The sequence below is a fragment of the Kitasatospora sp. NPDC001540 genome (assembly GCF_042894345.1).
Taxonomy (GTDB): Bacteria; Actinomycetota; Actinomycetes; order Streptomycetales; family Streptomycetaceae; genus Kitasatospora; species Kitasatospora phosalacinea_C.
This window is the reverse complement of sequence record NZ_JBIAVO010000001.1, coordinates 629,470-652,156: the sequence shown is the minus strand read 5'-3', so window position 1 is coordinate 652,156 and position 22,687 is coordinate 629,470. Positions and strand designations below refer to the sequence as shown.

General features: G+C 74.6%; 20 protein-coding genes. 11 read left to right on the top strand and 9 right to left on the bottom strand.

The window, feature by feature from the left end; all coding sequences use genetic code 11:
- Nucleotides 1-135: 135 nt before the first annotated feature.
- A complete protein-coding gene (locus ACFY00_RS02935; RefSeq protein ID WP_388026510.1) occupies nt 136-915 on the top strand; it encodes a TIGR03084 family metal-binding protein in 780 nt (259 codons plus the stop codon).
- A 44-nt stretch (nt 916-959) separates the two neighbouring features.
- Here the strand turns inward: ACFY00_RS02935 and ACFY00_RS02930 are convergent, their stop codons facing one another.
- Nucleotides 960-1,613 (bottom strand): tetratricopeptide repeat protein, encoded by a 654-nt coding sequence (locus ACFY00_RS02930; protein WP_388026509.1) that lies wholly within the window; start codon nt 1,611-1,613, stop codon nt 960-962.
- Nucleotides 1,614-1,700: 87 nt separating this feature from the next.
- On the opposite strand from ACFY00_RS02930, the gene ACFY00_RS02925 reads away from it, so the two are divergent.
- On the top strand, nt 1,701-3,299 hold the full coding sequence (locus tag ACFY00_RS02925) for a multicopper oxidase family protein (RefSeq protein WP_388026507.1): 1,599 nt from the start codon (nt 1,701-1,703) through the stop codon (nt 3,297-3,299).
- Between the two features lie 9 nt (nt 3,300-3,308).
- Here the strand turns inward: ACFY00_RS02925 and ACFY00_RS02920 are convergent, their stop codons facing one another.
- Nucleotides 3,309-4,037: an SDR family oxidoreductase gene (locus tag ACFY00_RS02920; RefSeq protein WP_388026506.1), complete on the bottom strand. Its 729-nt coding sequence runs from the start codon at nt 4,035-4,037 to the stop codon at nt 3,309-3,311.
- 68 nt (nt 4,038-4,105) lie between these two features.
- Here ACFY00_RS02920 and ACFY00_RS02915 point away from each other — a divergent pair, with 68 nt between their 5' ends.
- Nucleotides 4,106-4,573: a hypothetical protein gene (locus ACFY00_RS02915; RefSeq protein WP_388026504.1), complete on the top strand. Its 468-nt coding sequence runs from the start codon at nt 4,106-4,108 to the stop codon at nt 4,571-4,573.
- Between the two features lie 53 nt (nt 4,574-4,626).
- Here the strand turns inward: ACFY00_RS02915 and ACFY00_RS02910 are convergent, their stop codons facing one another.
- Nucleotides 4,627-6,027 (bottom strand): hypothetical protein, encoded by a 1,401-nt coding sequence (locus tag ACFY00_RS02910; protein WP_388026503.1) that lies wholly within the window; start codon nt 6,025-6,027, stop codon nt 4,627-4,629.
- Nucleotides 6,017-8,323: a hypothetical protein gene (locus ACFY00_RS02905; protein WP_388026501.1), complete on the bottom strand. Its 2,307-nt coding sequence runs from the start codon at nt 8,321-8,323 to the stop codon at nt 6,017-6,019. The genes ACFY00_RS02910 and ACFY00_RS02905 overlap by 11 nt, the downstream gene beginning before the upstream one ends.
- Nucleotides 8,324-8,458: 135 nt before the next feature.
- Between ACFY00_RS02905 and ACFY00_RS02900 the strand changes: the two genes are divergently transcribed.
- Both ACFY00_RS02900 and ACFY00_RS02895 read left to right on the top strand, forming a co-directional pair.
- Nucleotides 8,459-10,873: an ATP-binding cassette domain-containing protein gene (locus ACFY00_RS02900; RefSeq protein ID WP_388026500.1), complete on the top strand. Its 2,415-nt coding sequence runs from the start codon at nt 8,459-8,461 to the stop codon at nt 10,871-10,873.
- A 232-nt stretch (nt 10,874-11,105) separates the two neighbouring features.
- Entirely contained in the window at nt 11,106-11,951 is an 846-nt protein-coding gene (locus ACFY00_RS02895; RefSeq protein WP_388026499.1) for a hypothetical protein, read from the top strand.
- Nucleotides 11,952-11,977: 26 nt separating this feature from the next.
- Here ACFY00_RS02895 and ACFY00_RS02890 read toward each other — a convergent pair whose 3' ends face one another.
- Together ACFY00_RS02890 and ACFY00_RS02885 are read right to left on the bottom strand one after the other, a co-directional pair.
- Complete coding sequence (locus tag ACFY00_RS02890; protein WP_388026593.1) at nt 11,978-12,343, bottom strand: MerR family transcriptional regulator; 366 nt, start codon at nt 12,341-12,343, stop codon at nt 11,978-11,980.
- Nucleotides 12,344-12,407: 64 nt separating this feature from the next.
- Nucleotides 12,408-13,454, bottom strand: a complete 1,047-nt coding sequence (locus tag ACFY00_RS02885) for a zinc-binding dehydrogenase (RefSeq protein WP_388026498.1) — start codon at nt 13,452-13,454, stop codon at nt 12,408-12,410.
- Between the two features lie 134 nt (nt 13,455-13,588).
- Between ACFY00_RS02885 and ACFY00_RS02880 the strand changes: the two genes are divergently transcribed.
- The 6 genes from ACFY00_RS02880 to ACFY00_RS02855 all read left to right on the top strand — a co-directional run bounded on the left by ACFY00_RS02880 (nt 13,589) and on the right by ACFY00_RS02855 (nt 17,164).
- Entirely contained in the window at nt 13,589-14,041 is a 453-nt protein-coding gene (locus tag ACFY00_RS02880; protein ID WP_388026497.1) for a GNAT family N-acetyltransferase, read from the top strand.
- Nucleotides 14,042-14,172: 131 nt separating this feature from the next.
- Nucleotides 14,173-14,430 carry a hypothetical protein gene (locus ACFY00_RS02875; RefSeq protein WP_388026495.1) on the top strand — a complete coding sequence of 86 codons (258 nt, stop codon included), beginning with the start codon at nt 14,173-14,175 and terminating at the stop codon, nt 14,428-14,430.
- A gap of 62 nt (nt 14,431-14,492) precedes the next feature.
- Nucleotides 14,493-15,053: a DinB family protein gene (locus tag ACFY00_RS02870; RefSeq protein ID WP_388026493.1), complete on the top strand. Its 561-nt coding sequence runs from the start codon at nt 14,493-14,495 to the stop codon at nt 15,051-15,053.
- A gap of 59 nt (nt 15,054-15,112) precedes the next feature.
- A complete protein-coding gene (locus ACFY00_RS02865; RefSeq protein ID WP_388026592.1) occupies nt 15,113-15,187 on the top strand; it encodes a putative leader peptide in 75 nt (24 codons plus the stop codon).
- 118 nt (nt 15,188-15,305) lie between these two features.
- Nucleotides 15,306-16,325: an isopenicillin N synthase family dioxygenase gene (locus ACFY00_RS02860; RefSeq protein ID WP_388026492.1), complete on the top strand. Its 1,020-nt coding sequence runs from the start codon at nt 15,306-15,308 to the stop codon at nt 16,323-16,325.
- Between the two features lie 65 nt (nt 16,326-16,390).
- The gene (locus ACFY00_RS02855) at nt 16,391-17,164 is read left to right on the top strand and encodes a MerR family transcriptional regulator (protein WP_388026490.1); all 774 of its coding nucleotides are present in this window, start codon (nt 16,391-16,393) and stop codon (nt 17,162-17,164) included.
- A gap of 536 nt (nt 17,165-17,700) precedes the next feature.
- On the opposite strand, the gene ACFY00_RS02850 is transcribed toward ACFY00_RS02855, so the two are convergent.
- From ACFY00_RS02850 to ACFY00_RS02840, 3 genes are all read right to left on the bottom strand, one after another.
- Nucleotides 17,701-18,798, bottom strand: coding sequence for a trypsin-like serine peptidase (locus ACFY00_RS02850; protein ID WP_388026489.1), 1,098 nt, complete (start codon nt 18,796-18,798; stop codon nt 17,701-17,703).
- A gap of 459 nt (nt 18,799-19,257) precedes the next feature.
- Nucleotides 19,258-21,420: a 3-hydroxyacyl-CoA dehydrogenase NAD-binding domain-containing protein gene (locus ACFY00_RS02845; RefSeq protein ID WP_388026487.1), complete on the bottom strand. Its 2,163-nt coding sequence runs from the start codon at nt 21,418-21,420 to the stop codon at nt 19,258-19,260.
- Between the two features lie 41 nt (nt 21,421-21,461).
- Nucleotides 21,462-22,682, bottom strand: coding sequence for an acetyl-CoA C-acetyltransferase (locus ACFY00_RS02840; protein ID WP_388026485.1), 1,221 nt, complete (start codon nt 22,680-22,682; stop codon nt 21,462-21,464).
- Nucleotides 22,683-22,687 lie beyond the last annotated feature (5 nt).

The following is a 22,687-nucleotide window of genomic DNA, read 5'->3' as shown; positions in this document are numbered from 1 at the left end:
CCTCGCCCGCGACCCTGACGTTTCATCAGACCATGTGAACGCGCGGTGACACGGGAGGCCGCCGCGCGGTGGAGGGTGGATGGTGGTGGGTAGGGGTGGGGGCGGTCGTGGTGTCGGTGCGGGAGAGGTGGGCGGGTGGACGGGTTGGTGGCGGACGTGTTGGCGGAGGGGGCGGAGCTGGAGGCCCTGGTGGTGGGGGCCGGGGCGGCGGGGTGGGGGGTGGCGACGCCCGCGGAGGGGTGGACGGTGGCGCACCAGGTGTCGCACCTGGCGTGGACGGACCGGTGGGCGTTGCTCGCGGTGCGGGACCCGGAGGGGTTCGGGCGGGCGCTCGAGCAGGAGTTCGCGAACGGGTTCGACGCGGTGGAGCGGGGGGCTGCGGAGGGGGTCGGGGAGGATCCGGCGGCGCTGCTGGGGCGGTGGCGGGCGGGGCGGCTGGAGGTCGCGGCGGCGCTGGCGGCGGTGCCGCCCGAGGTGCGGGTGCCGTGGTTCGGGCCGCCGATGAAGGCCCGGTCGATGCTGACGGCCCGGCTGATGGAGACGTGGGCGCACGGGCAGGACGTCGCGGACGCGCTCGGCGCGGAACGCGTCCCCACCGACCGGCTGCGGCACGTCGCGCACCTGGGCGTGCGCACCGTCGGCTTCGCGTTCGCCGCGCACGGGCGGCCCGTGCCGGACGCCCCGATCAGGTTCGAACTCCGCTCCCCCGGCGGCGAGTGGTGGTGCTGGGGGCCGGAGGACGCGGCGGACCGGGTGAGCGGCCCGGCGCTGGACTTCTGCCTGCTGGTCACCCAGCGCCGCCACCGCGACGACCTGGCCCTGACCGCGGAGGGCGACACCGCCCGGGCCTGGCTGCCGATCGCCCAGGCCTTCGCGGGCCCGCCCGGCCCGGGGCGGCCCCCGCGGCGGGGCTGAGCGGAGGACGGCCTCGTCAGGGGCGGCCGCGGTGGTGGCGGGCGCTACCCGGCGGGGGTGAGTTCCGCGCGGGCCTGGGTCACCCAGCGGCGGACGCCGCGGGCGTCGGGGGCCTCGGTGAGGGCCTCGGCCTCGCGGAGGAGGGCGGCGGCGTCCTCGGGGCGGCCCTGCTGGGCGGCGAGGTGGGCCAGGCCGACCAGGTTGGCGGCCACGCCGGGGAGGAAGCCCAACTCGCGGCGCAGGCGGGTGGATTCCTCCAGGTGGGTGCGGGCCTCGTCCAGGTGTCCGGCCTGGTGGGCGGCGAAGCCGAGGTGGCGGCGGGCGTAGGAGGTGGTGAGGCGGTCCCCGGCGGCGACGGAGAGCGCGAGGGAGCGTTCGAGGGCTGGCAGGGCTGCGGGGGTGTCGTCGCGGACGACCTGGTGGAAGGCGCCGATCCAGAACCTGGCCTCGCCCTCGCCGCGGGTGTCGCCGAGCGCGCGGTACAGCTCGGCCGCGCGTTCGAAGAGTTCGAGTTCCCGCTCGTCCTCGACGCGCTGCTCCAGGTAGCGGGCGTGGGCGATCCGGCCGCGGGCCAGGGCGAGGTCGGCCTCGACGGCGTCCAGGTCACGGTCGGCAGCTGACAGGACGTCGGCGTTGCCGCCGAACACGGCCTGTTCGTAGTGGAGTTGGGCCTTCGCGATCCTGGAGTCCGTGGTCACGGGCCGATGGTAGCAACGACGTTCGAACGGGGTCCTGCGGTGCGGCACTCCGGGCGGGGAGGGGGCTTTGACCTAGATTGCCCGGTTATGGGAGAGAGTCACGGGATCAGTCGCCGGTCGGTGCTCAGGACGGTCGCCGCCGCCGGTCTCGCGTCGGTGGCGGGGACGGGAGCGGCCGCGGGGCGGGCGGTGGCGGCCGCGGCGCCGGCGGGGTTCCCGCAGCCCGTGACCGCGTACCGGCGGCCGGCGCCGGGGCGGGTGCCGTCGGTGCTGGAGCAGGTGCTGGACGTCCGGTACGCGGAGGTCGCGGTGCCGGGCCACGGGCGGGTGACCGTCCGCGCCTACAACGGGGCCTTCCCCGGGCCGACGCTGCGGGTGCGGGCCGGGGACACCCTGCTGCTGACGCACGTCAACGGGCTGCCGCCGAACCCCGTCCACGACCACCGCGGGCACCGGATGGCGCACCGGCCCAACAGCTTCAACCTGCACACCCACGGGCTGCACGTCTCCCCGTCCGGGCGCGCCGACAACGTGCTGCGGGAGTTCGCGCCGCGCGCCGCGGAGGGCGACCCGGAGCCGCGCTACACCTCGGTCGTGCACGTCCCGGCCGACCACCCGGCCGGGACGTACTGGTACCACCCGCACCTGCACGGCTCCACCGCCGAGCAGGTGGCCGGGGGCATGGCGGGGGTGATCGTGGTGGAGGGGGACGTGGACGAGGTGCCGGAGGTCCGGGCCGCCGCGGACGTGGTGGTGTGCGTCAACGAGCTCAAGCTGCGCGACGGTCGGGTGCCGCCGTTCACCTCGAACGCCTGGACGGCGGGGGTGCCGTCGGTGTTCACCGTCAACGGCGCGGTCAACCCGGTACTGGCGCTACGGCCCGGCGAGGTACAGCGCTGGCGGCTGGTGGGGGCCACCGCGTTCACCGCGCTCAAGCTGCGACTCACCGGCCCGGCGGGCGGGTTGACGCTGCACCGGATCGCCCAGGACGGGGTGACGCTGCCCGCCCCGGTGCCCGCGCAGATGGTCGAGCTGGTGATGGGCAACCGGGTGGACGTGCTGGTCCGCGGCGGCGCGCCCGGCCGGTACGAGCTGCGCGCGGAGCGGGTGCCGCAGCCGCTGCTGACCGTCGAGGTGGCGGGGGAGCCGGTCGTCCCGCCGATGGGCCTGCCGTGCGCCCTGCCGCCGGGGCGGCCGTTCCTGGACGAGCGGGAGGTCACCGGCCCGGAGCGGGAGGTGCTCTTCCACACCGACCCGAACGTCTTCCCGCAGCCCTTCCCGGACGCCTTCCGCGTCCTCGGCAGCCACCCCACCCCGCCCGCCGACCCGGACGGCGACCTCGGCCGCGACCCGGCGTACGGCCTGTACGACCCCGACCACGTCAACCACGTGCTCCCGCTGGGGCGGACGGAGCGCTGGACGGTGCGCACCGGCGAGACCGCCCCCGGCTTCAACCACCCCTTCCACCTGCACACCAACCCGTTCCTGGTCACCCACCGGAACGGCGTCCGGCTGGACCCGCCGGTCTGGCACGACACCGTCGGCCTGGCGGGCGGCACGCCCGGCGAGTCGGTGACCTTCCTGGTCCGCTACGAGGACTTCACCGGCCGCACCATCGCGCACTGCCACCACCTGCACCACGAGGACCTCGGCATGATGCAGACCGTGCAGTACGTCGACCCGTGAGGCGGTGCGCTACAGCTGCTCGAAGTGGAAGGAGCGGATGAAGCAGTCACGGGGCTGGGAGACCGCGAACAGCACGCAGTCGGTGACCGACTGGGCGGTGAGCGGGTCGGCGGCGGTGCGCGGGGCGGTGTCCCAGGACGGGGCGAGCGGGTCGGCGTCGGTGAAGTCCGGCGGGTAGAGCGAGATCACCCGGATCCCCTCGGGGCGCAGCCGGGCGGAGAGGACGTCGGCGAAGCCCGCCTGGGCGGCCTTGGCGGCGTAGAAGGCGGGGTGCGAGTCGGAGCGGTGGTTGCGGGGTTCGGCTACGCCGGAGACCAGGTTGACCACGTCGGCGGCGGCGGAGGCGCGCAGCAGGGGCAGCAGGTGGCGGGTGAGCAGGACGGTGCCGGTGGCGGTGGAGGCGATGGTGTCGGCGATCGCCTCGTCGTCGGCGTCCAGCAGGTCGGTGCCGCGCAGGTAGCGGGCGCCGTTGTTGACCAGGACGTCGACCCGGTCGGTACGGGCGGCGACCGCGGCGGCGAAGGCCCGGACCGAGGCGGGGTCTGCCAGGTCGCAGGGCAGGCCCTCGGCGTCCGCTCCGCTGTCGGCGGCGACCTCGGCGGCGACGGCACGGGCCGTCTCCGCCGAGCGGGCGCAGAGCAGGACCCTGGCGCCGAGGCGTCCGGCCCGCAGGGCGAGGGCGCGGCCGGTGCCGCGGCCCGCGCCGGTGACGACCAGGACGCGGTCGGTCAGTTCCATCGGTGGTCCCCCGTTCGGTGGTGGATGATCCACGGGCGAAGATACCGGGGCGGACGGAAGGGGCCGGGGTGGACGGTTGGGGTGCGGAGGTCGGGGTGCCGTGCGAGTGCGGGGCGACGGCCGCGCAGGGGGTGGGGCAGTCCGTCCGGGACGGGCGGCTGTGCTGGGACGCCGACGTGTGGTGCCCGGCCTGCGAGCGGAGCCTCTGCCTGGACTACGGGCACGAGGACGCGCCCGCCTGGGTCCGCGGCCCGCTGCTGGAGCGGCACGGGCCGGTCCGGGTCAGGCTGACCGGACCGGCCGGGGCGGGGCGCGTCGCGGTGCTGCGGGTGGTGCGGGCGGCCTGGCCGGTGACGCTGCCGCAAGCCGCCGACCTGGCACGGCGGTTGGCCGCGGACGGGCTGGCGGGGACGCCCGCCGAGGCGGCCTGGCTGTGCGGGCGGCTGACCGAGCGGGGCGTGGCCGCCGAGACGCTGCCGGGCCCCGCGGGCCTGGCGGGCCTGGCGGCCGACTGGCCGTGGACGCTGAACGCCTGAGCGCCTGAGCGCCTGAGCGCCTGAACGGCCTGCGGGTGGCTGCCTCGGCGGGGTCAGTCCTGCTGGTCGGCGGCCCGGCGGCGGCGGCCGCTGGTGCGGGTGAACTCGCCGGAGGTGACCCGGGCCGCGAGGGTGTCGTCCGGGCCGGAGAGCAGGGAGCCGTAGCCGGTGGCGGCCCAGAGGCTGCGCTCGGCGGGGACCTCGAAGTACGGGACGGTGCGGCCCTGGTCGCGGACGGCGAGGACCTGCGGGGAGCGGCGGGCCCTGAGGGCCTGGGCGCAGTCCGCGCAGACGGCGACGTCGACGCGTTCGCGGCGGCCGAGGGGCCGCCAGGTGGTGCGGCGGGCGGCGGTGCCGTGGCGGGGGTCGAAGAAGCAGAGCGGCAGGCGCGGTTCGGTGGCGAGGGCGGCGCGTCCCTCGGCGGCGAGGGCGAGGACACCGGCCAGGTCGGGGAGGCCGTCGGCGGCGTCGAGGACCCGTCCGGCGGCGTCGTAGGCGTCCAGGGCGCGGCTCAGGCCGGGGGTGGTGGCGCCGTCGGCGCCGTGCAGGGCGGTGCCGAGGGCGAGGACCTCGTCGGCGGCCTGGCGGCGCAGCCCGGCCTCGTCGGCGGCCCGGTCGGCGGCGAACACCGCGTCGGGGAAGGTGAAGGCGGTGTGCCGGGGGCGGCGGCGGCTGCGGACCAGCAGGGCGGAGCCGATGACCAGGGCGAGCACCAGCACGGCGGCGATCGCGAACGGGCCGCTGGTGAGGGAGGAGCCGGACGGGGTGTCGTCGGCGCGGTCCTCGGTGGCGGGGCGGGCCGAGCGTTCGCGGTCGAGGCGGTCGGACTCGGCCCGGTAGACCTCGGTGCCCTTGCCGGTGCTGATCAGTTCGACCGCGCGGCCGACCTTGGCGGCCAGTCCGGCGTCCTTGAGTTCCTCGAGCAGGCCGACGGCGGAGGCCGCGTCGCGGGCCTGGTGGGTGTCGCCGGTGGGCCACTCGTAGCCGCTGAGCCAGCTGCCGTAGCTGCTGGTGATCACGATCAGCGGGCTCTGGCCGAGGCGTTCCTGGACGACGGTGGCCATCGCCCGGGAGTCGCCGTCGAAGGCGTCGCCCTTCTGCAGCGGGACCAGCACCACCTTGATCGGCAGGCCGGTGGCGGCGATCTGCTCGGCGATCTGCTGCTGCTGGGCGGGGGTGACGGCGGCGGCGTAGGCCGGGTCGACGTACACCGGGGAGGTCTTCAGCGCCGCGGCGATGCTCGCGCCGGTGGACGTGGTGGCGGGGGTGGGGTCGGCGGCCCGGGCGGCGGTGGCGCCGGTGCCGAGCAGGGCGGTGCAGGCCAGCAGCAGGGCCGCCAGCAGCGCGGTCAGCGGCGCCGTCGGCAGCGTGGTCGGCACCTGCGTGGTCGGCACCTGCGCGGTCGGCGGCGCGGGCGGGCGGGGCGTCGTCGTGGTGGGGCGGTCACTGGACACTGGCGGACTCCCTGGCCCTGAGGATGAGTGCGTCGAGGCCGTCGAGGGCGGCCGGCAGGACCTGCCCGGCCTCGTGCCAGACGGTGCTGCTGCGGCCGTCCGGGTCGGGGACCCGCAGCAGCCGCCTGTCGGCCTCGGTGCGGCGGAAGGCCCGGTCGGCGGTGGAGCGGTCGGCGCCGCTGCGGCGGAAGGCGTCCCGGCAGTCGGGGCAGACCCGGGCGGACTTGGGGCCGAGGTCGACGGAGGCGAACCAGAACGGGGCCTTGCCGCCGTTGGCGGCGCCGTGCAGCGGGTTGGCGCGGCACAGCAGCCGGTCGGGACGGCCGGTGAGGGCGTCGGCCCCGGCGCGGGCGAGGGCGACGGCGGCGGCCAGGTCGGACGGGTCGGCGGCGCGGCCGCCGTCCTCGCCGAGCAGGAGTTCGGCGGCGTCCAGGCAGTCCCAGGCGCGGGCCCGGCCGGGGGCGTCCTGGTCGGCGGCGGCGAGCCGGGCGGCCAGTGCGCGGGTGTCCTCGACGGCCCAGGAGCGCAGTTGGCGGGCGGTGGGCGTCGCGGCGAGGCGGCGGGGCCCGGTGACGGACGGCGCCGGGGACGAGGACGGGGCGGCGGCCACGGTGCGCCGGGCGCGGAGCACGGCCTGGGTGGCGGCGATCGCGGCCCAGGCGAGCAGCACCAGGACGCCGAGCAGCAGGGCGCCGAGGAAGAGGCCGGGTCCGAAGTCGTTGCTGAACAGCGGCGGCAGCTTGTTGCTGCGCAGTTCGGGCAGTTCGGAGCCCTCGGCGCTGTCGCCGGTGCGGCCGGTGGGCTGGGCGGCGGCGACCTCGTCCAGGACGGTGTTCAGCCGCTCGGAGAGCTTCAGGTCGTCGGAGTCGGTGCTGCGGTCGGGGTAGCGGAGGTCGGCGCGCGAGAACTGGCGCTCGACGTCGGTCGCGACGGGGCCGTACTCGGCGAGCTGCAGGTAGCCGCGGACCGGGTCGACCTGCACGTACACGCCGTCCCGGCCGGTGTGGCGGCGGACCTGGGCGAGCAGGGTCGCGCTGTCGCCCTCGCTCTCGTCGTCGCTGTTGGAGGAGGTGAACAGCAGGTGCACCGGGGTCTTGGCGGCGAGTTCGGACAGCCGCCGCCGGACGGCCGCCAACTGCTCGACGGTGAGCGGGGCGGGGGCGGAGGGGTCCTGGTAGATGCCGTCGGCGGCGAGCGCGGCGGCGGCCTCGGTGGCGCGGGCGTCCAGGTCGGCCCGGGTGACGGTGAGGTCGGGCTCGTCGATGGTCTGCGGGAAGACCGCGGGCGCGGCGAGCACCACGCCGAGCGCGGCGGCGACCGCGGCCAGCAGGGACGCCGCCAGGACGCCGCGGCGCAGCGGCTCGGGGGCGACGGCCCCGGGCCCGCCGGGCCGGGGGCGCTTGACGACGGAGGCCTTCGCGCCCTTCCCGGCCTTGGTCAGGGCGACGGTCGGCTGCTTGCCGAGCGGGACGGGGCGGCGCGGCGGCGCGGGGACGGCGGGCCGGGCGCCGCGGCGACGGGAGAGCCGCAGGCCGAGGGCGACCAGCAGGCCGGGGAGGACCACCACGGCGAGGCCCAGCAGCAGGTTCTGGTTCTCCCGGTCGGTGCTGGAGATGTACTGCCGGGGCGTCTCGTCGTCGTGGTTCCGGTAGATCTCCTCGACCTCGGCGTCGACCCGGGCCTCGTCCTGGACGACCTTGTCGGCGAAGGCGCTGAACCGGGCGAGCGGCCCGGCGTCGTACGACACCCGGTGGTTGGCGATCCGGGCGGCGGCCTCGGCGGGCAGGTCGACGCCGAACGCGGAGACGGTGACGCCGCCGTACTTCTCGACCAGCACGTACAGGCCGTCGGCGCCGAGCCGGTCGTGCACCTGGGCGAGCGTGGTGCGGTCCGCGTCCGGCAGCACCAGGACGTAGGTGGGCACGCCGATGCGCTTGGCGACGGCCGCGAACTCGGGCGCCATCGAGCGGGGCACCTGGCGGGGCAGGTCGGCCGAGACGTAGACCGGGTCCTTGCGCAGCTCGGCGGCCAGGCGCTCGGACTGCGGCGTCCCGACGGGCAGTTGGCCGGACGCGGGCGCGCCGGTGCCGGTGCTCGCGCCGGTGCTCGCGGACGGGGCGGGGCTCGCGGGGGCGGGGGCGCTCGCGGACGGGGACGCGCCCGGGTCGGCCGCGGCGCCCGGGGCGGAGGCGCCGAGCAGTGCCAGCGCGGCCAGCGCCGTGACGGCGAGCGCGGCGCCCGGGGCCGTCCGCGCCGTGGGCCGTCGCCGGTCCGGTGTCCGCTCCTGCGTCCGCATCGGTGCCTCCCGGGTGGTTCGGCCGGTCACTTTACCCGCGCTCGGTGGGGACGAGAACCGACGCCCGTCGGTTCCGGGTGGTTGGATCGGGGCGGCGGCGCCGCCACGGGCGCCGCGGACGGAGGGACGAGGACGATGAGCGGCGCGGCAGGGGCGGGCGGCGGGGACGGGCGGCACCCGGCGGACAGCCACGACCTGATCCGGGTGCACGGGGCCCGGGTGAACAACCTGAAGGACGTCAGCGTGGAACTGCCCAAGCGCAGGCTGACGGTGTTCACCGGGGTGTCGGGTTCGGGCAAGAGCTCGCTGGTGTTCGGGACGGTCGCGGCGGAGTCCCAGCGGCTGATCAACGAGACGTACAGCGCCTTCGTGCAGGGCTTCATGCCGTCCCTGAGCCGCCCCGAGGTGGACGTGCTGGAGGGCCTGACCACGGCGATCGTCGTCGACCAGCAGCGGATGGGCGCCGACCCGCGCTCGACGGTGGGCACCGCGACGGACGCCAACGCGATGCTGCGGATCCTGTTCAGCCGCCTCGGCGACCCGCACGTCGGCCCGCCGCCCGCGTTCTCCTTCAACGTGCCGACGGTGCACGGCGCGGGCGCGATCACGGTGGAGCGCGGCGAGGGGACGACGACCGAGGAGCGGACGTTCGGGCGGGCGGGCGGGATGTGTCCGCGCTGCGAGGGGCGGGGCAGCGTCTCGGACATCGACCTGGGCGAGCTGTTCGACGGCTCGAAGTCGCTGAACGAGGGCGCGCTGACCATCCCGGGCTACAAGCCGGGCGGCTGGAACCACCGGCTGTACACCGAGTCCGGCCTGGTCGACCCGGACAAGGCGATCGACGCGTACGGCGAGCAGGAGCGGCACGACTTCCTGTACCGCGAACCGGTCCGGATGAAGATCGCCGGGATCAACATGACGTACGAGGGCCTGGTCCTGCGGATCCAGAAGTCGATGCTGTCCAAGGACCGGACCGCCCTGCAGCCGCACGTCCGGGCGTTCGTGGACCGCGCGGTCGCCTTCACCACCTGCCCCGAGTGCGACGGCACCCGGCTGAGCGCGGGCGCCCGCTCCTCGAAGATCCGGGGCATCTCGATCGCCGACGCCTGCGCCATGCAGGTCAGCGACCTCGCCGACTGGGTGCGGGAGTTGGACGAGCCCTCGGTGCGCCCGCTGCTGGAGTCGCTGGTCCAGCTGCTGGACTCCTTCACCGGCATCGGCCTCGGCTACCTCTCGCTGGACCGCCCCGCCGGGACGCTCTCCGGCGGCGAGGCGCAGCGGGTCAAGATGATCCGGCACCTGGGCTCCTCGCTGACCGACGTCACGTACGTCTTCGACGAGCCGACCACCGGGCTGCACCCGCACGACATCCAGCGGATGAACGGGCTGCTGCGCCGACTGCGCGACAAGGGCAACACGGTGCTGGTGGTCGAGCACAAGCCGGAGACCATCGCGATCGCCGACCACGTGGTCGACCTCGGCCCCGGCGCCGGGTCGGCGGGCGGCGAGGTGTGCTTCGAGGGCGACGTGGCCGGGCTGCGGGCCAGCGGCACCGTCACCGGACGGCACTTCGACGACCGGGCCGCGCTCAAGACCGAAGTCCGCACCCCCACCGGGGTGCTGGAGATCCGCGGGGCCGACGCGCACAACCTGCGCAAGGTCGACGTGGACGTGCCGCTGGGCGTGCTGGTGGCGGTGACGGGCGTGGCGGGCTCGGGCAAGAGCTCGCTGGTGCACGGCTCGCTGGTGAGCGGCGCGGCGCTGACGGGCGGGGCCGTCCCGGACGGGGTCGTGGCGATCGACCAGAGCCCGATCCGCGGCTCGCGGCGCTCCAACCCGGCGACGTACTCGGGCCTGCTGGAGCCGATCCGCAAGGCCTTCGCCAAGGCGAACGGGGTCAAGCCCGCCCTGTTCAGCGCCAACTCCGAGGGCGCCTGCCCGGCCTGCAACGGCGCGGGCGTGGTCTACACCGACCTGGGCATGATGGCCGGGGTCGCGACGGTCTGCGAGGAGTGCGAGGGCAGGCGCTTCCAGGCCGCGGTGCTGGAGTACCGGCTCGGCGGCCGGAATATCGCCGAGGTGCTGGCGATGCCGGTGGACGCGGCCGAGGAGTTCTTCCGCACCGGCGAGGCCCGCACCCCCGCCGCGCACACCGTCCTGAAGCGGCTCTCCGACGTCGGCCTCGGCTACCTGACGCTCGGCCAGCCGCTCACCACCCTCTCCGGCGGCGAGCGCCAACGCCTCAAGCTGGCCGCGCAGATGGCCGAGAAGGGCAGCGTCTACGTGCTGGACGAGCCCACCGCCGGGCTGCACCTCGCCGACGTCCAGCAACTGCTCGGCCTGCTCGACCGGCTGGTCGACTCCGGCAGGTCGGTGATCGTCGTCGAGCACCACCAGGCCGTGATGGCGCACGCCGACTGGATCATCGACCTCGGCCCCGGCGCGGGCCACGACGGCGGCCGGGTCGTCTTCGAGGGCACCCCCGCCGCCCTGGTCGCCGACCGCAGCACCCTGACCGGACGGCACCTCGCCGAGTACGTCGGCGCCTGACCGCTCGTCTGACCCCCGTCGGTCCCCGGCCGACCGTCACCGCGCCCCCGCGGCGACGGTCGGCCACCGCGCCGATCCCGTAAGTGACCCTCCATCACTCCTCCGCATCACCTCGGCAAAGTTTTCGTCCCGGGCCGGAAATCCCCACGACAGCGCGGCGGCCCCCGCCGAGAATGACAGCCGATCTTCACGGGGCACGACTTCACTGGCACCACGGAGTACGGGGGAGCGCATGACCACCGAGATACCGCTGACCGCGCTGGACGACGCCCTGTGGGAGGGCCTGGAGACCGCGCACTGGTCGAGCCCGGCGACGATGGTGCCGCGGGTGCTGCACCGCCTCGCGCTGGCCGGGCCGGACGGCCGCGCCGAGGACTGCGAACTGCTGCACTGCCTCGTCCCCGCCCCGGGGCGGCCCGCCCCGACCGCCGCGCACGTCGCGCTGCCGCTGCTGCTCGCCCTCGCCACCGACCCGGACATGGGCGCCACCCGCGTCCCGCTGACCGCGCTGGTCGCCCGTCTGCTGCGTGTCGCCTCCGACCTCGCCGCCCGGCACCGGTCCGGCGCCCTCCCGCTGCTGGCCGACCCGGTCCCGGCCGTCCGCCGCGCCGCCCTCCCGCTCGCCCCCGACCCGGCCACCCTGCTCGGCCTGTGGCGCACCGAGGACGACCCGTCCGTCCGCCTCTCCCTGCTGCTGGCCCTGGCCGCCACCGGCACCACCGGCGCCCGCGCCGTCCTCGCCGAGACCCTCACCGAGGACCACCCGGCGCTGTACACCGCCGCCGTGCACGCCTCCGCCGCCTTCGACCCCGACCTGCCCGTCCGCCACCTCGGACGCCTGCTCACCCTGCTCACCGACCCCGCGCTGCGTCCCCGCTTCACGAACGTCTGGTACGCCCCGCACCGCCCCGACCCGCTGACCCGCGAGCACCTGCTCTGGGCCACCTACGGCCTGCTCGCCCACCGCCCCGACCTGCAGGCCGCCTTCCCCGGCGAGCTCCTGGCCGCGGCCGGGCGCACGGGGGACGGGGCGCTGCGCCGGGAGGCGGTCCTGCTGGCCCGGCACCACGCGGGCTGACCGGCGGCCCCTTCAGTCGGCGGGCGTCAGTCGGCGGACGGGCGGAGCGCCGCCGCGGCCAGGGCGGCGCGCAGGCGGGTGAGGCGGGCGATCTCGGCGTCCAGGGCGGCCAGGCGGCGACGGACCACCGGGCCGCCGGAGGCGTTCGCGCAGCGGCGGGCCGGGTCGGCGACCAGCAGGTCGAAGGACTCGGCGTGCGCGCGGAGGTCCTCGATGGTGAGGCCGAGCGAGAGCAGGGTGCGGATCACTCGGACCCGGGCCACGTCCGTGCTGTCGTAGCGGCGCTGGCCGCTGGTGGTGCGGGCGGGCGGCGGCAGCAGGCCGCGCTGCTCGTACAGGCGCAGCGCCCTGGGCGTGGTTCCGGCGGCGGCCGCCGCGTCCCCGATCCGCATCATGTCCTTGCGCCCTTCCGCCGCCGCTGCTCCACCGGTCCGTGGAACCAGCGGCGGCGCCCGGTCATTCCGCGGGCAGTTCCACCAGCACCGTGCCGAAGTGCCGTCCCTCGGCCATCTCCTGGAAGGCCTGCGGGGCCCGCTCCAGGCCGCTCACCCGGACGTGCGGGAAGGCGATCCGGCCCTCCCGCAGCCACGTGCCGAAGCGGGGCCGCCACGCGGCCTCCGCCTCGGCCTGCCCGGCGCCGCCGCTGCCGGTGACCTGCACGCCCTTGACGATGAGCTGGAAGGCGTCCAGCCGCAGCGGGGGGTGCGCGGCCGGGTCGTCGCCGAACTGCCCGGAGAGCACGCCGACCAGGGCGGCGCGGGCGCCGGGGCGGGCGGCGGCGAGGGCCGCCTCGGCCTGGTGGCCGCCGACGTTGTCGACCAGCAGGTCGATGCCGTCGGGCGCGGCCTCGGCGAGTTGCCGGGCGAAGCGGGCGGCGCGGTCGGACGCGTCGCCGGCCCGCTCGTCCACCAGCACGGCGTCGTAGCCGAGTTCGCGCAGGCGTTCGGCCTTGGCCGGGGAGCCGGTGGTGCCGATGACGGTGCCCGCGCCGAGCAGCCGGGCGGTCTGGCCGGCCAGGGTGCCGACGCCACCGGCCGCGCCGGTGACCAGCACGGTGTCGCCGGGGCGGACGGGCGCGGTGCGGGTGAGCACCCCGTAGCCGACCGAGCCGGGCGCGAGGTGGGCCGCCGGATCGTCCAACTCCTCGGTGAGCGGCGTGAGTTCGGGCGTTTCGGCCACCGCGTACTCGCGCCAGCCGCGGAAGTGGACGACCAGGTCGCCGGGGCGCAGCCCGCTGTCCGCCGGGGCGTCGACCACCTCCGCGACGGCGGGCCCGAACAGGGTGCCGCCGGGCTCGATCGACGGCCACGGCGCGCCCGGCGGGGTCTCGCCCAGCAGCGTCGCCAACCCGGCGAACAGCAGGAACCACCGGTTGCGCAGCAGGACCTGGCCCGCCGCGGGCTCCGGGGCGGGCGTCTCGACCACCACCAGGTCGGCGGCGACCGGACGGCCCTGCGGGCGGCGGGCGAGGCGGATCTCGCGGACGGTTGCGGGCACACTCATGGACGGCTCCTCGGGGAGTACCGGACGGCGGGTGCCGGAACGCTAGCCTTTGACCCGCGGGTCAGGGTCAAGGGACGTCCCGCGAGGCACGTCAACTGCGGTGAGGGGAACGGACGTTGGACGGAAGGACGGCGGTGCGCACGGGGCGGCCGGCGGACGCGGCCGGGTTGGTGCGGCTGGCCGGGCAGGTCGAGCACTGGTTCGGGCCGATGGTCGACGACCCGGGGTTCCACGCCGCCGTCGCCCGCCAACTCGCCCGTGGCAGCGCCCTGGTGGCCACCGACGGCCCCGTCGTGCTGGGCGGCCTGCTGGTCGGCCACCACCCGCCGGTGTGCCACCTGCACTGGCTGGTGGTCGACGCCGCGGCCCGCGGCCTGGGCCTCGGCCGGGCCCTGGTCGCCGAGGCGCTGTCCCGCTGCCCGGCGGAGGTCCGGACGGTGGAGGTGGTGACCTTCGGCGCGGACCACCCGGGCGCGGTGGCCAGTGGCGCCCGCGCCTTCTACGAGCACCTGGGCTTCTCCCCCGCCGAGGCCGCGGCCCCGGGCCCGGAGGGCGGCTCTCGGCAGGTGTACCGGCGCGCGCTGTGACGGTGCGCGCTGTGCCGGTGCGACGCTTCCGGCCGCCCGGAGGGCCACCGGGCCGGGTCACCGGATTGCCCGCCGGGCGGCCGGGTAGCCGGGAGGGCGGGACCGCACGCCCCGAAACCGAGGAGGCTCCGATGACCGCACGCCGCGACCCCACGCCCCAGGACCCGGGCCGGGAGCGCCCGGACGCCGAGGGCGACCGCCGCTACGGGGACCGGGCCGCCGGTGTCCGACCCACCCGCGAGCCCGACCCGGACGTCCGCGGCCCGCAGGAGGGCTACGACGCCACCGCCGACGCCGCCCGCCGCACCGCCCCGTCCGGCGCGGGGAGCGCGAGCCACCGGGAACCGGACCCGGAACCGGCCACGGAACCGGACCCCGAGCGGCGTTGACCGGCGCCGGGCCCGGAGCGTCCGGACCGCCCGCTGTCGGCGGCGGCTGGCAGGCTGGCCCGATGAGCGACGAACCCACCACCGCCCCGCAGTACTTCTCCCCCGCCTGGGCCGACGCCGCGGACCGCGTCGACCCCCCGCTGGTCGGTGACGAGCGCGAGATCCTCCTGTCGTACCTGGAGTTCCACCGCGAGACCTTCGCGCTGAAGTGCGCGGGCGTCCCGACCGACCGGCTCTCGGAGTTCCTGGTGCCGCCGTCCGGGCTGTCCCTGCACGGCCTGGTCCGGCACCTGACCGGGGTCGAGCAGTGGTGGCTGCAGATCCAGTTCGCCGGGGACGAGTCCCGGCCGGTGCTGTACTACTCGGACGAGGACCCGAACCAGGACTTCGAGCGCCTCGACGGGAGCTTCGACGAGGCCTTCGCCGCCTGGCGCGCCCAGGTCGAGACCTCCCGCCGGATCGTCGCCGAGGCCCCCTCGCTGGACGCCACCGGCGTGCACAAGGCCACCGGGAAGCCGGTCTCGCTGCGCCGCGTCCTGGTCCACCTGCTCGCCGAGTACGCCCGCCACAACGGGCACGCGGACCTGCTGCGCGAGCGCGCGGACGGCGCCACCGGCTACTGAGCCGGTCCGCGTCCCGGCGCGGCCAGGAGGCTTCCGGGCGGGGGCGGTAGCCTGGTGGGGTGCTCCTACTCGTCAGCCGTCGCCACGTGGACCTGCTCCGCGTCACGAGTGCGTCCTGTCGACGCTCCGGCTGACCTCACCCCTCCCTCCGGCTCCGCCCTCCCACCTGGACGCGCGGGCCCCCGCCTCCCCCGGCCGTCCGGCGCGATCCGCCGACCCCGCCGGGGGTCTCACCACCGCGGACGCACCCCCATGACGCAGCAGCACCCCACCTCCCTCCCCGTCGTCGACCTCTCGCTCGCCGACGGCACCCCGGCCGACCGGGCCCGCCTGCACCAGGAGTTGCGCGCGGCCGCGACCGGGGTCGGCTTCTTCCAGCTCACCGGCCACGGCGTCACCCCCGCCGAGACCGCCGCCCTGACCTCCGCGATGCGCGCCTTCTTCGCCCTCCCGGAGGCCGACCGGCTGGCCGTCAGCAACCTCAACTCGCCGCACTTCCGCGGCTACACCCGCACCGGTGACGAGCACACCGGCGGCCGCCGCGACTGGCGCGACCAGCTCGACATCGGCCCCGAGCTGCCCCCGCACGTCCCGGCGCCGGGCGAGCCCGCGTACTGGTGGCTGGAGGGCCCCAACCAGTGGCCGCCCGCCCTGCCCGAGCTGCGCACCGCCGCCCTGCACTGGATCGACCGGCTCGACGGCGTCGCCCACCGCCTGCTGCACGAGCTGCTCGCCTCGATCGGCGCCCGTCCCGACTTCTACGACGACGCCTTCGCCCCGCACCCGCACCTGCACCTCAAGCTGGTCCGCTACCCGGGCACCGCCCCCGACGGCCCCCCGCAGGGCGTCGGCACCCACAAGGACTACGGCTTCATCACCCTGCTCCTCCAGGACACCGTCGGCGGCCTCCAGGTCGAACGCCCCGACGGCACCTTTCTCGACGTCCCCCCGCTGGAGGGCGCCTTCGTCGTCAACCTCGGCGAGCTGCTCGAGGTCGCCACCGACGGCTACCTGCGGGCCACCTCCCACCGCGTGCTGTCCCCGCCCGGCGCCCGCGAGCGCTTCTCCGTCCCGTTCTTCTTCAACCCCCGCCTCGACGCCCACATCGCACCGCTGGACTTCCCGCACGCCCACCACGCCCCCGGCATCACCCAGGACCCTTCGAATCCCCTGCATGCCGAGTTCGGCACGAACGAATTGAAGGGCTACTCCCGAGCCCACCCTGAAGTCACCAGGCGCCACCACCCCGAGCTGCTCGGTCGAGCGTCGTAGCGCCCGCGCCCCGGTGGGTGCGACACTACTGCTGTCACAGTGGGGTCGGGCTGGGGGTCGGTGTGGTGGACGGGCCGCGGTGGACGGTGGAGGAGCTGGCGGGGCGGGCCGGGGTGACGGTGCGGACGCTGCGGTTCTACGGGGCGAAGGGGCTGCTGCCGCCGCCGGAGCTGGGGGCGCGCCGGGTGGGGTGGTACGGGGCCGAGCACCTGGGGCGGCTGGAGCTGATCGAGGAGCTGCAGCGGCAGGGGCTGACGCTCGCCGCAATCGAGCGGTACCTGGCGCAACTTCCGCAGGACATCGGCGAGTTGGACCTGGCGATCCACCGGGCCCTGGTGGCCTCCTGGACGCCGGAGTCGGCCGAGGAGGCGAGCCGGGAGCAGGTGGAGCGGCGGGCCGGGCGGGCCCTGTCGGACGCCGACCTGGACTCGCTGACGGCGATGGGCGCGCTGCACCGCACGGACGACCCCGGGGTGTTCAAGGTCGACCCGGGCCTGCTGCCGCTGGGGGTGCGGGTGCTGGACGTGCCGATCCCGCTGGAGACGCTGCTGGCGGCGCGGGCGGTGGTGCGGCTGCACAGCCGGGCCACCGCGCACGACCTGCACCGGCTGTTCCGGGACACGGTGTGGCGCCCGTACCGGGAGAGCGGCCCGGAACCCGCGGAGCTGGAGCGGATGCGGGAGCTGACGGACCGGATCCAGCCGATGGTGGTGCAGGCGCTGGTGACGGCGTTCCAACGCTCACTGGCGGAGGAACTGGCCCGCCCCCAGGCTGCCGCGGAGGAGCAGGAGACCGAGAGGGTGGACCCGGAGGACGGTCAGGGGTGCGCCCGGTGGTGATCGAGGGGCGGGCGCTGCGAGCTCCTCGATCCGGATCATCGCGCTGCGGAGCCGGAAGGCTGCGAGGTGGGCCACCGAGACTCTGGTGCAGTGCGCGGCGGCGCCCCACCAGGCCTTCGGCCGGAGCCCGTATCGGCGGCGAGCTCGGCCCACAGGAGTTCAACTCAAGCAACTTGCCTACCGAATTGCCGAGTTGACGCCTCAACGTCGAGGCGCGACGGTAGGAAGGGCATGAAGCGTAGCCGGTCGAGGAGAAGGGTTGTGTAATGGCGGCAGGGCGGGCGGGCTTGGCCTTCCTGGTGTTGGGCGCGATCGGAGTGGCGGTCTGCGGGACGACCGCGGTGACGTTCGCCCTCGATTCGGGGAGGGTGACCGTGCGGGAGGAGAATCCGACTCAGCCGGGAACGGACAGGTTCACGGAAGATCCCGCCGCGTTTGACGAGTACGTCCGAACGCACCCGGTCGAGCCGAGGTAGGACGCCACTGGCTCGTGGTACCGGGTCCGGTACCACGAGCCAGTGGCGAACCGAGTCGCGTCAGTGCGCGTTGAGCCAGTTGATGACGCCGACGGCGTCGCCTCCGTGGTTGGACGAGTACAGGTAGTTGTCCACCCAGTTGCCGTTGCTGTCGGCCGACCGATGGCTGTTCACGCCGACGATCTGCGGGTTCGATGCGAAGTTCTGGATCATGGGGCCACCACTGGCGCCGTGACCCATGTCGCAGGCCATGCGCAGGCGATCGTCAAGGGGGTTCCAATTGAACGCGTCGACGGTGGCGCCCTGGCAGTACATTGCGTGCTCACCGTCGCTGAAATCCGAATCGGGACGGTTGTAGCCGTCAGCCGGATATCCTATGGCGGTGACGTCCGAATAGTCGGTGCCGCCACTGAAATGGTATCCGTAACCTCCCATGAAGTCCTCCAGATTGCCATACTCGGAGAGAGGATTGACAATCCCGCCGCCGATGTCACCCCAGTTCATATCACCATCGTCGGCCCAGTCCGAAGAAACGATGACGGACCTGAGGCTCCAGTATCCCCAACGCTGGTTGCTGTCGTATCCGGGCGAGAAGAGGAAACCACTGTAGAACCCTCCCCCGTTGCCCCGGTTGAGACAGTGCCCGGCGGTCCAGATCGAGTTCTTGTTGTTCGACACGATCACAGCCGCACTGCACGAGCTCAAGGAGCCGCCGTTGTTGAAGAACAGTCGGCCGGTGAGTGCGCTCTGCCAGCCGAGGGCAGGCCCCGCGAGTTCCGAGCGCGAGAGGCTCGTGATCGCGGTCGCACCGGCAACCAGCCCGTTCGATGCTTCCTGCTTGCGGAGCGCGAGCGGGGCAACAGCGTCGGCAGAGGCCGCCGCAGCCCCCTTCGCTGCCGCGTCGGCCTGCCTCCGGATCGCCTTCCGGTTCGACTCCTTGGCTGCGGACCCGGTCAGATGGGGCAGCGGAACAGGGTGATCAGCCGCTTCGCGAATCCGCTCCGGAGTCCAGAACGACTGAATTTCGGAGTCCGTCTGCGAAATCACCGAGAAGGTGACTCCGTCCGCCGTCCCCGTATGATCCGGCGCAGCCGAACTCGCCCGTGCGGCTCCGGCGGAGGCGACCGCCAGAAGCCCTGCGGCGGTCAGCACGGCCATGCGGCGAAGTATCAATTCGATCCCCGATGCTCGGCGCTTCACATGCATGTTTGCATGCAGCCATTTGGCATGCACGACCATACAGTTGACGATTCGACCGGACCCGCCGCATACGATGTGACGTCCAGAAATGATCGCCTTGTGGCCAAAATGAGGGGAGTCCGATCTCCTGCATATTGGCCGAATTCCTCATATCGGCGACCCGACGACCTTTGAGATGACATGGGGGATTTGATCGCCGCAACCAGCACTACCCGGACCGGCCTTCTCGGTCCGGCTCCGATCCGGCCGACCGTGTTCCGCTGCGGGCCCAGGAGGGCGAGGACGCCGACAGGAGAACGACGACCTGCACCATGCCGTACAGGCCGTCGCCCCCATGCACAACCTCGCGCTGACAGGAAGGAACACCGGGTCGGAGCAGACTTGAGCCCGCCCTGCCACCGCCTTCTACGACGACCTTCAGTAGCGGCCGCCGCTCTCGGCGAGGGCGACCAGGGAGGCGGGCGGGGTGAAGCGTTCGCCGTAGGCGGCGGCGAGTTCGCGGGCGCGGGCGGTGAAGCCGGCCGGGCCGCCGGGGTAGCCGTTGACGTACTGCAGGACGCCGCCGGTCCAGGCGGGGAAGCCGATGCCGAGGATCGAGCCGATGTTGGCGTCGGCGGCGGAGGTGAGAACGCCCTCGTCGAGGCAGCGGATCGAGTCGATGGCCTCGGCGAACAGCATCCGCTCCTTCATGTCCTCGAACGGGATCTCCGCGCCCTCGCGCGCGAAGTGCTCGCGCAGGCCGGGCCACAGGCGGGTGCGGCGCCCGTCGACGTACTCGTAGAAGCCCGCACCGCCGCTGCGGCCGGGGCGGTCGAACTCGTCGAGCATCCGGTCCATGACGGCCTCGCCGGGGTGGGGGGTCCAGGTGCCGCCGGACTCCTCGACGGCGCGCCGGGTCTCGTTGCGGATCTTGCGGGGCAGGGTGAGGGTGAGCTCGTCCAGCAGCGCGAGGACCTTGGCGGGGTAGCCGGCCTGGGCGGCGGCCTGTTCGACGGAGGACGGGTCGAGGCCCTCGGCGATCATCGCGACGCCCTCGTTGAGGAACTGGCCGATCACCCGGGAGGTGAAGAAGCCGCGGGAGTCGTTGACCACGATCGGGGTCTTGCGGATCTGCCGGACCAGGTCGAAGGCCCGGGCCAGGGCCTCGTCGCCGGTGCGCGGGCCGCGGACGATCTCGACCAGCGGCATCTTGTCGACGGGCGAGAAGAAGTGCAGGCCGACGAAGTCGGCGGCCCGCTCGACGCCCTCGGCGAGCAGGCCGATCGGCAGGGTGGAGGTGTTGGAGCACAGCAGCGCGTCGGGCGCGACCACGTGCTGGACCTCCTGGAACACCTTGTGCTTGAGCTCGGGGTTCTCGAAGACCGCCTCGATGACGGTGTCGCAGCCCGCCAGGTCGGCGGCGTCCGCGGTCGGGGTGATCCGGGCCAGGAACGCGGCGCGCTCCTCCTCGGTCATCCGGCCGCGCGCCACCTGCTTGTCCAACAGGCCCGCGCCGTAGGCCTTCCCGCGTTCGGCGGCCTCCCGGGTGACGTCCTTGAGCAGGACCTCCAGGCCCGCCTTGGCGCAGGAGTACGCGATGCCCGCGCCCATCATGCCCGCGCCCAGCACGGCGACCTTCGCGGCCTTCCGCTCCGGCACCGAACCCGGGCGGGAGGCACCGGAGTTGACGGCCTGCATGTCGAAGAAGAAGGCCCGGATCATGTTCTTGGAGGTCGGCCCGCAGGCGAGTTCGGTGAAGTACCGGGCCTCGATCGCGAACGCGGTCTCCACGTCGACCTGGCTGCTCTCCACGGCCGCGGCCAGGATGTTGCGCGGCGCCGGGTAGGGCGCGCCGCCGAGCTGCTTGCGCAGGTTGGCGGGGAAGGCGGGCAGGTTGGCGGCGAACGCGGGGGTGCTGGGCGTGCCGCCGGGGATCTTGTAGCCCTTGGCGTCCCAGGGCTGCAGGCTGGTCGGGTGGGCGGCGATGAAGGCGCGCGCCTTGGCGTCCATCTCCTCGGCGGTGGCGGCGAGTTCGTGCACCAGGCCGTGCTCCGCGGCCTGCGCCGGACGGTACTGCTGGCCCTGGAGGAGCACCTTGAGCAGGGCGTCGGTGATGCCGAGCATCCGCACGGTGCGCACCACTCCGCCGCCGCCGGGCAGCAGGCCGAGGGTGACCTCGGGCAGGCCGATCTTGCTGCCGGGGGCGTCCAGCGCGATCCGGTGGTGGCAGGCGAGGGCGATCTCCAGGCCGCCGCCGAGGGCCGCGCCGTTGATCGCGGCGACCACCGGCCTGCCGAGCGTCTCCAGCCGGCGCAGTGCCCGCTTGATCCGCATCGAGTCGGTGAAGACCCGCTCCGCGTCCTCGGGCCCGGCGGCGGAGAGCAGTTTGAGGTCGCCGCCCGCGAAGAAGGTCTTCTTCGCGGAGGTGACGATGACGCCGGTCAACTCCTCGGTGGCGGCGAGCCGTTCGACGACCCCTTCGAGGGCGTCGGTGAACGCGGCGTTCATGGTGTTGGCGGACTGGGCGGGGTCGTCGAGGACGAGGGTGACCACGCCGTCCTGGTCCTGCTCCCAGCGGATGGGGCTGCTCACGTCGGTCATGTCTGTGAAGTCCTTGGGTGGGTACGTGAGGGGACGGGTGGTCAGGCGGTGACGCGCTCGATGACGGTGGCGATGCCCATGCCGCCGCCGACGCACAGGGTGGCCAGGCCGTAGCGCAGGTCGCGGCGCTCCAGCTCGTCGACCAGAGTGCCGATCAGCATCGCGCCGGTCGCGCCGAGCGGGTGGCCGAGCGCGATCGCGCCGCCGTTGACGTTCACCTGCTCGTGCCGGAAGCCGAGTTCGCGCATGAAGCGCAGCGCGACCGCGGCGAACGCCTCGTTGATCTCGACCAGGTCGATGTCGGCGGCGCTCAGCCCGGCCTTGGCGAGCGCCTTGCGGGTGGCGGGGGCGGGGCCGGTGAGCATGATGGTCGGCTCGGAGCCGGAGACCGCGGCGGAGACGATCCGGGCCCGCGGGGTGAGGCCGTAGCGCTCGCCGATCTCGCGCGAGCCGATCGCGACCAGGGCCGCGCCGTCCACGATGCCGGAGGAGTTGCCCGCGTGGTGGACGTGGTCGATGGACTCCACCCAGTGGTACTTCTGCAGCGCGACGGCGTCGAAGCCGCCGAGCTCGCCGATGTCGGCGAAGGAGGGCTTGAGCCCGGCCAGCGACTCCACGGTGGTGCCGGGGCGGATGAACTCGTCGCGGCCCAGCACCACCAGCCCGTTGCGGTCGCGCACCGGCACCACCGAACGGTCGAACAGCCCGTCGGCCTGGGCCTTGGCGGCGCGGGCCTGCGACTCGGCGGCGAACGCGTCCACGTCGGTGCGGGTGAAGCCCTCGACGGTGGCGATCAGGTCGGCGCCGATGCCCTGCGGCACGAAGCCGGTCTCGTAGGCGGTCATCGGGTCGGCGAACCAGGCCCCGCCGTCGGAGCCCATCTTCACCCGGGACATCGACTCGACGCCGCCCGCCAGGATCAGGTCCTCCCAGCCCGAACGGACCTTCGCCGCGGCCAGGTTGACCGCCTCCAGGCCGGACGCGCAGAAGCGGTTCTCCTGCACGCCCGCGACGGTGTCGGGCAGCCCGGCGGCGATCGCCGCGACCCGGGCGATGTCGGAGCCCTGGTCGCCGATCGGGCTGACCACGCCGAGCACGATGTCGTCGATCGTGGCCGGGTCCAACGACGGGAACCGGCGGCGCAGTTCGTGGATCAGACCGACCACCAGGTCGATCGGCTTGGTGCCGTGCAGGGAGCCGGTCTGCTTGCCGCGTCCGCGCGGGGTGCGGATCGCGTCGTAGACGTACGCTTCGGTGGTCACGGGTG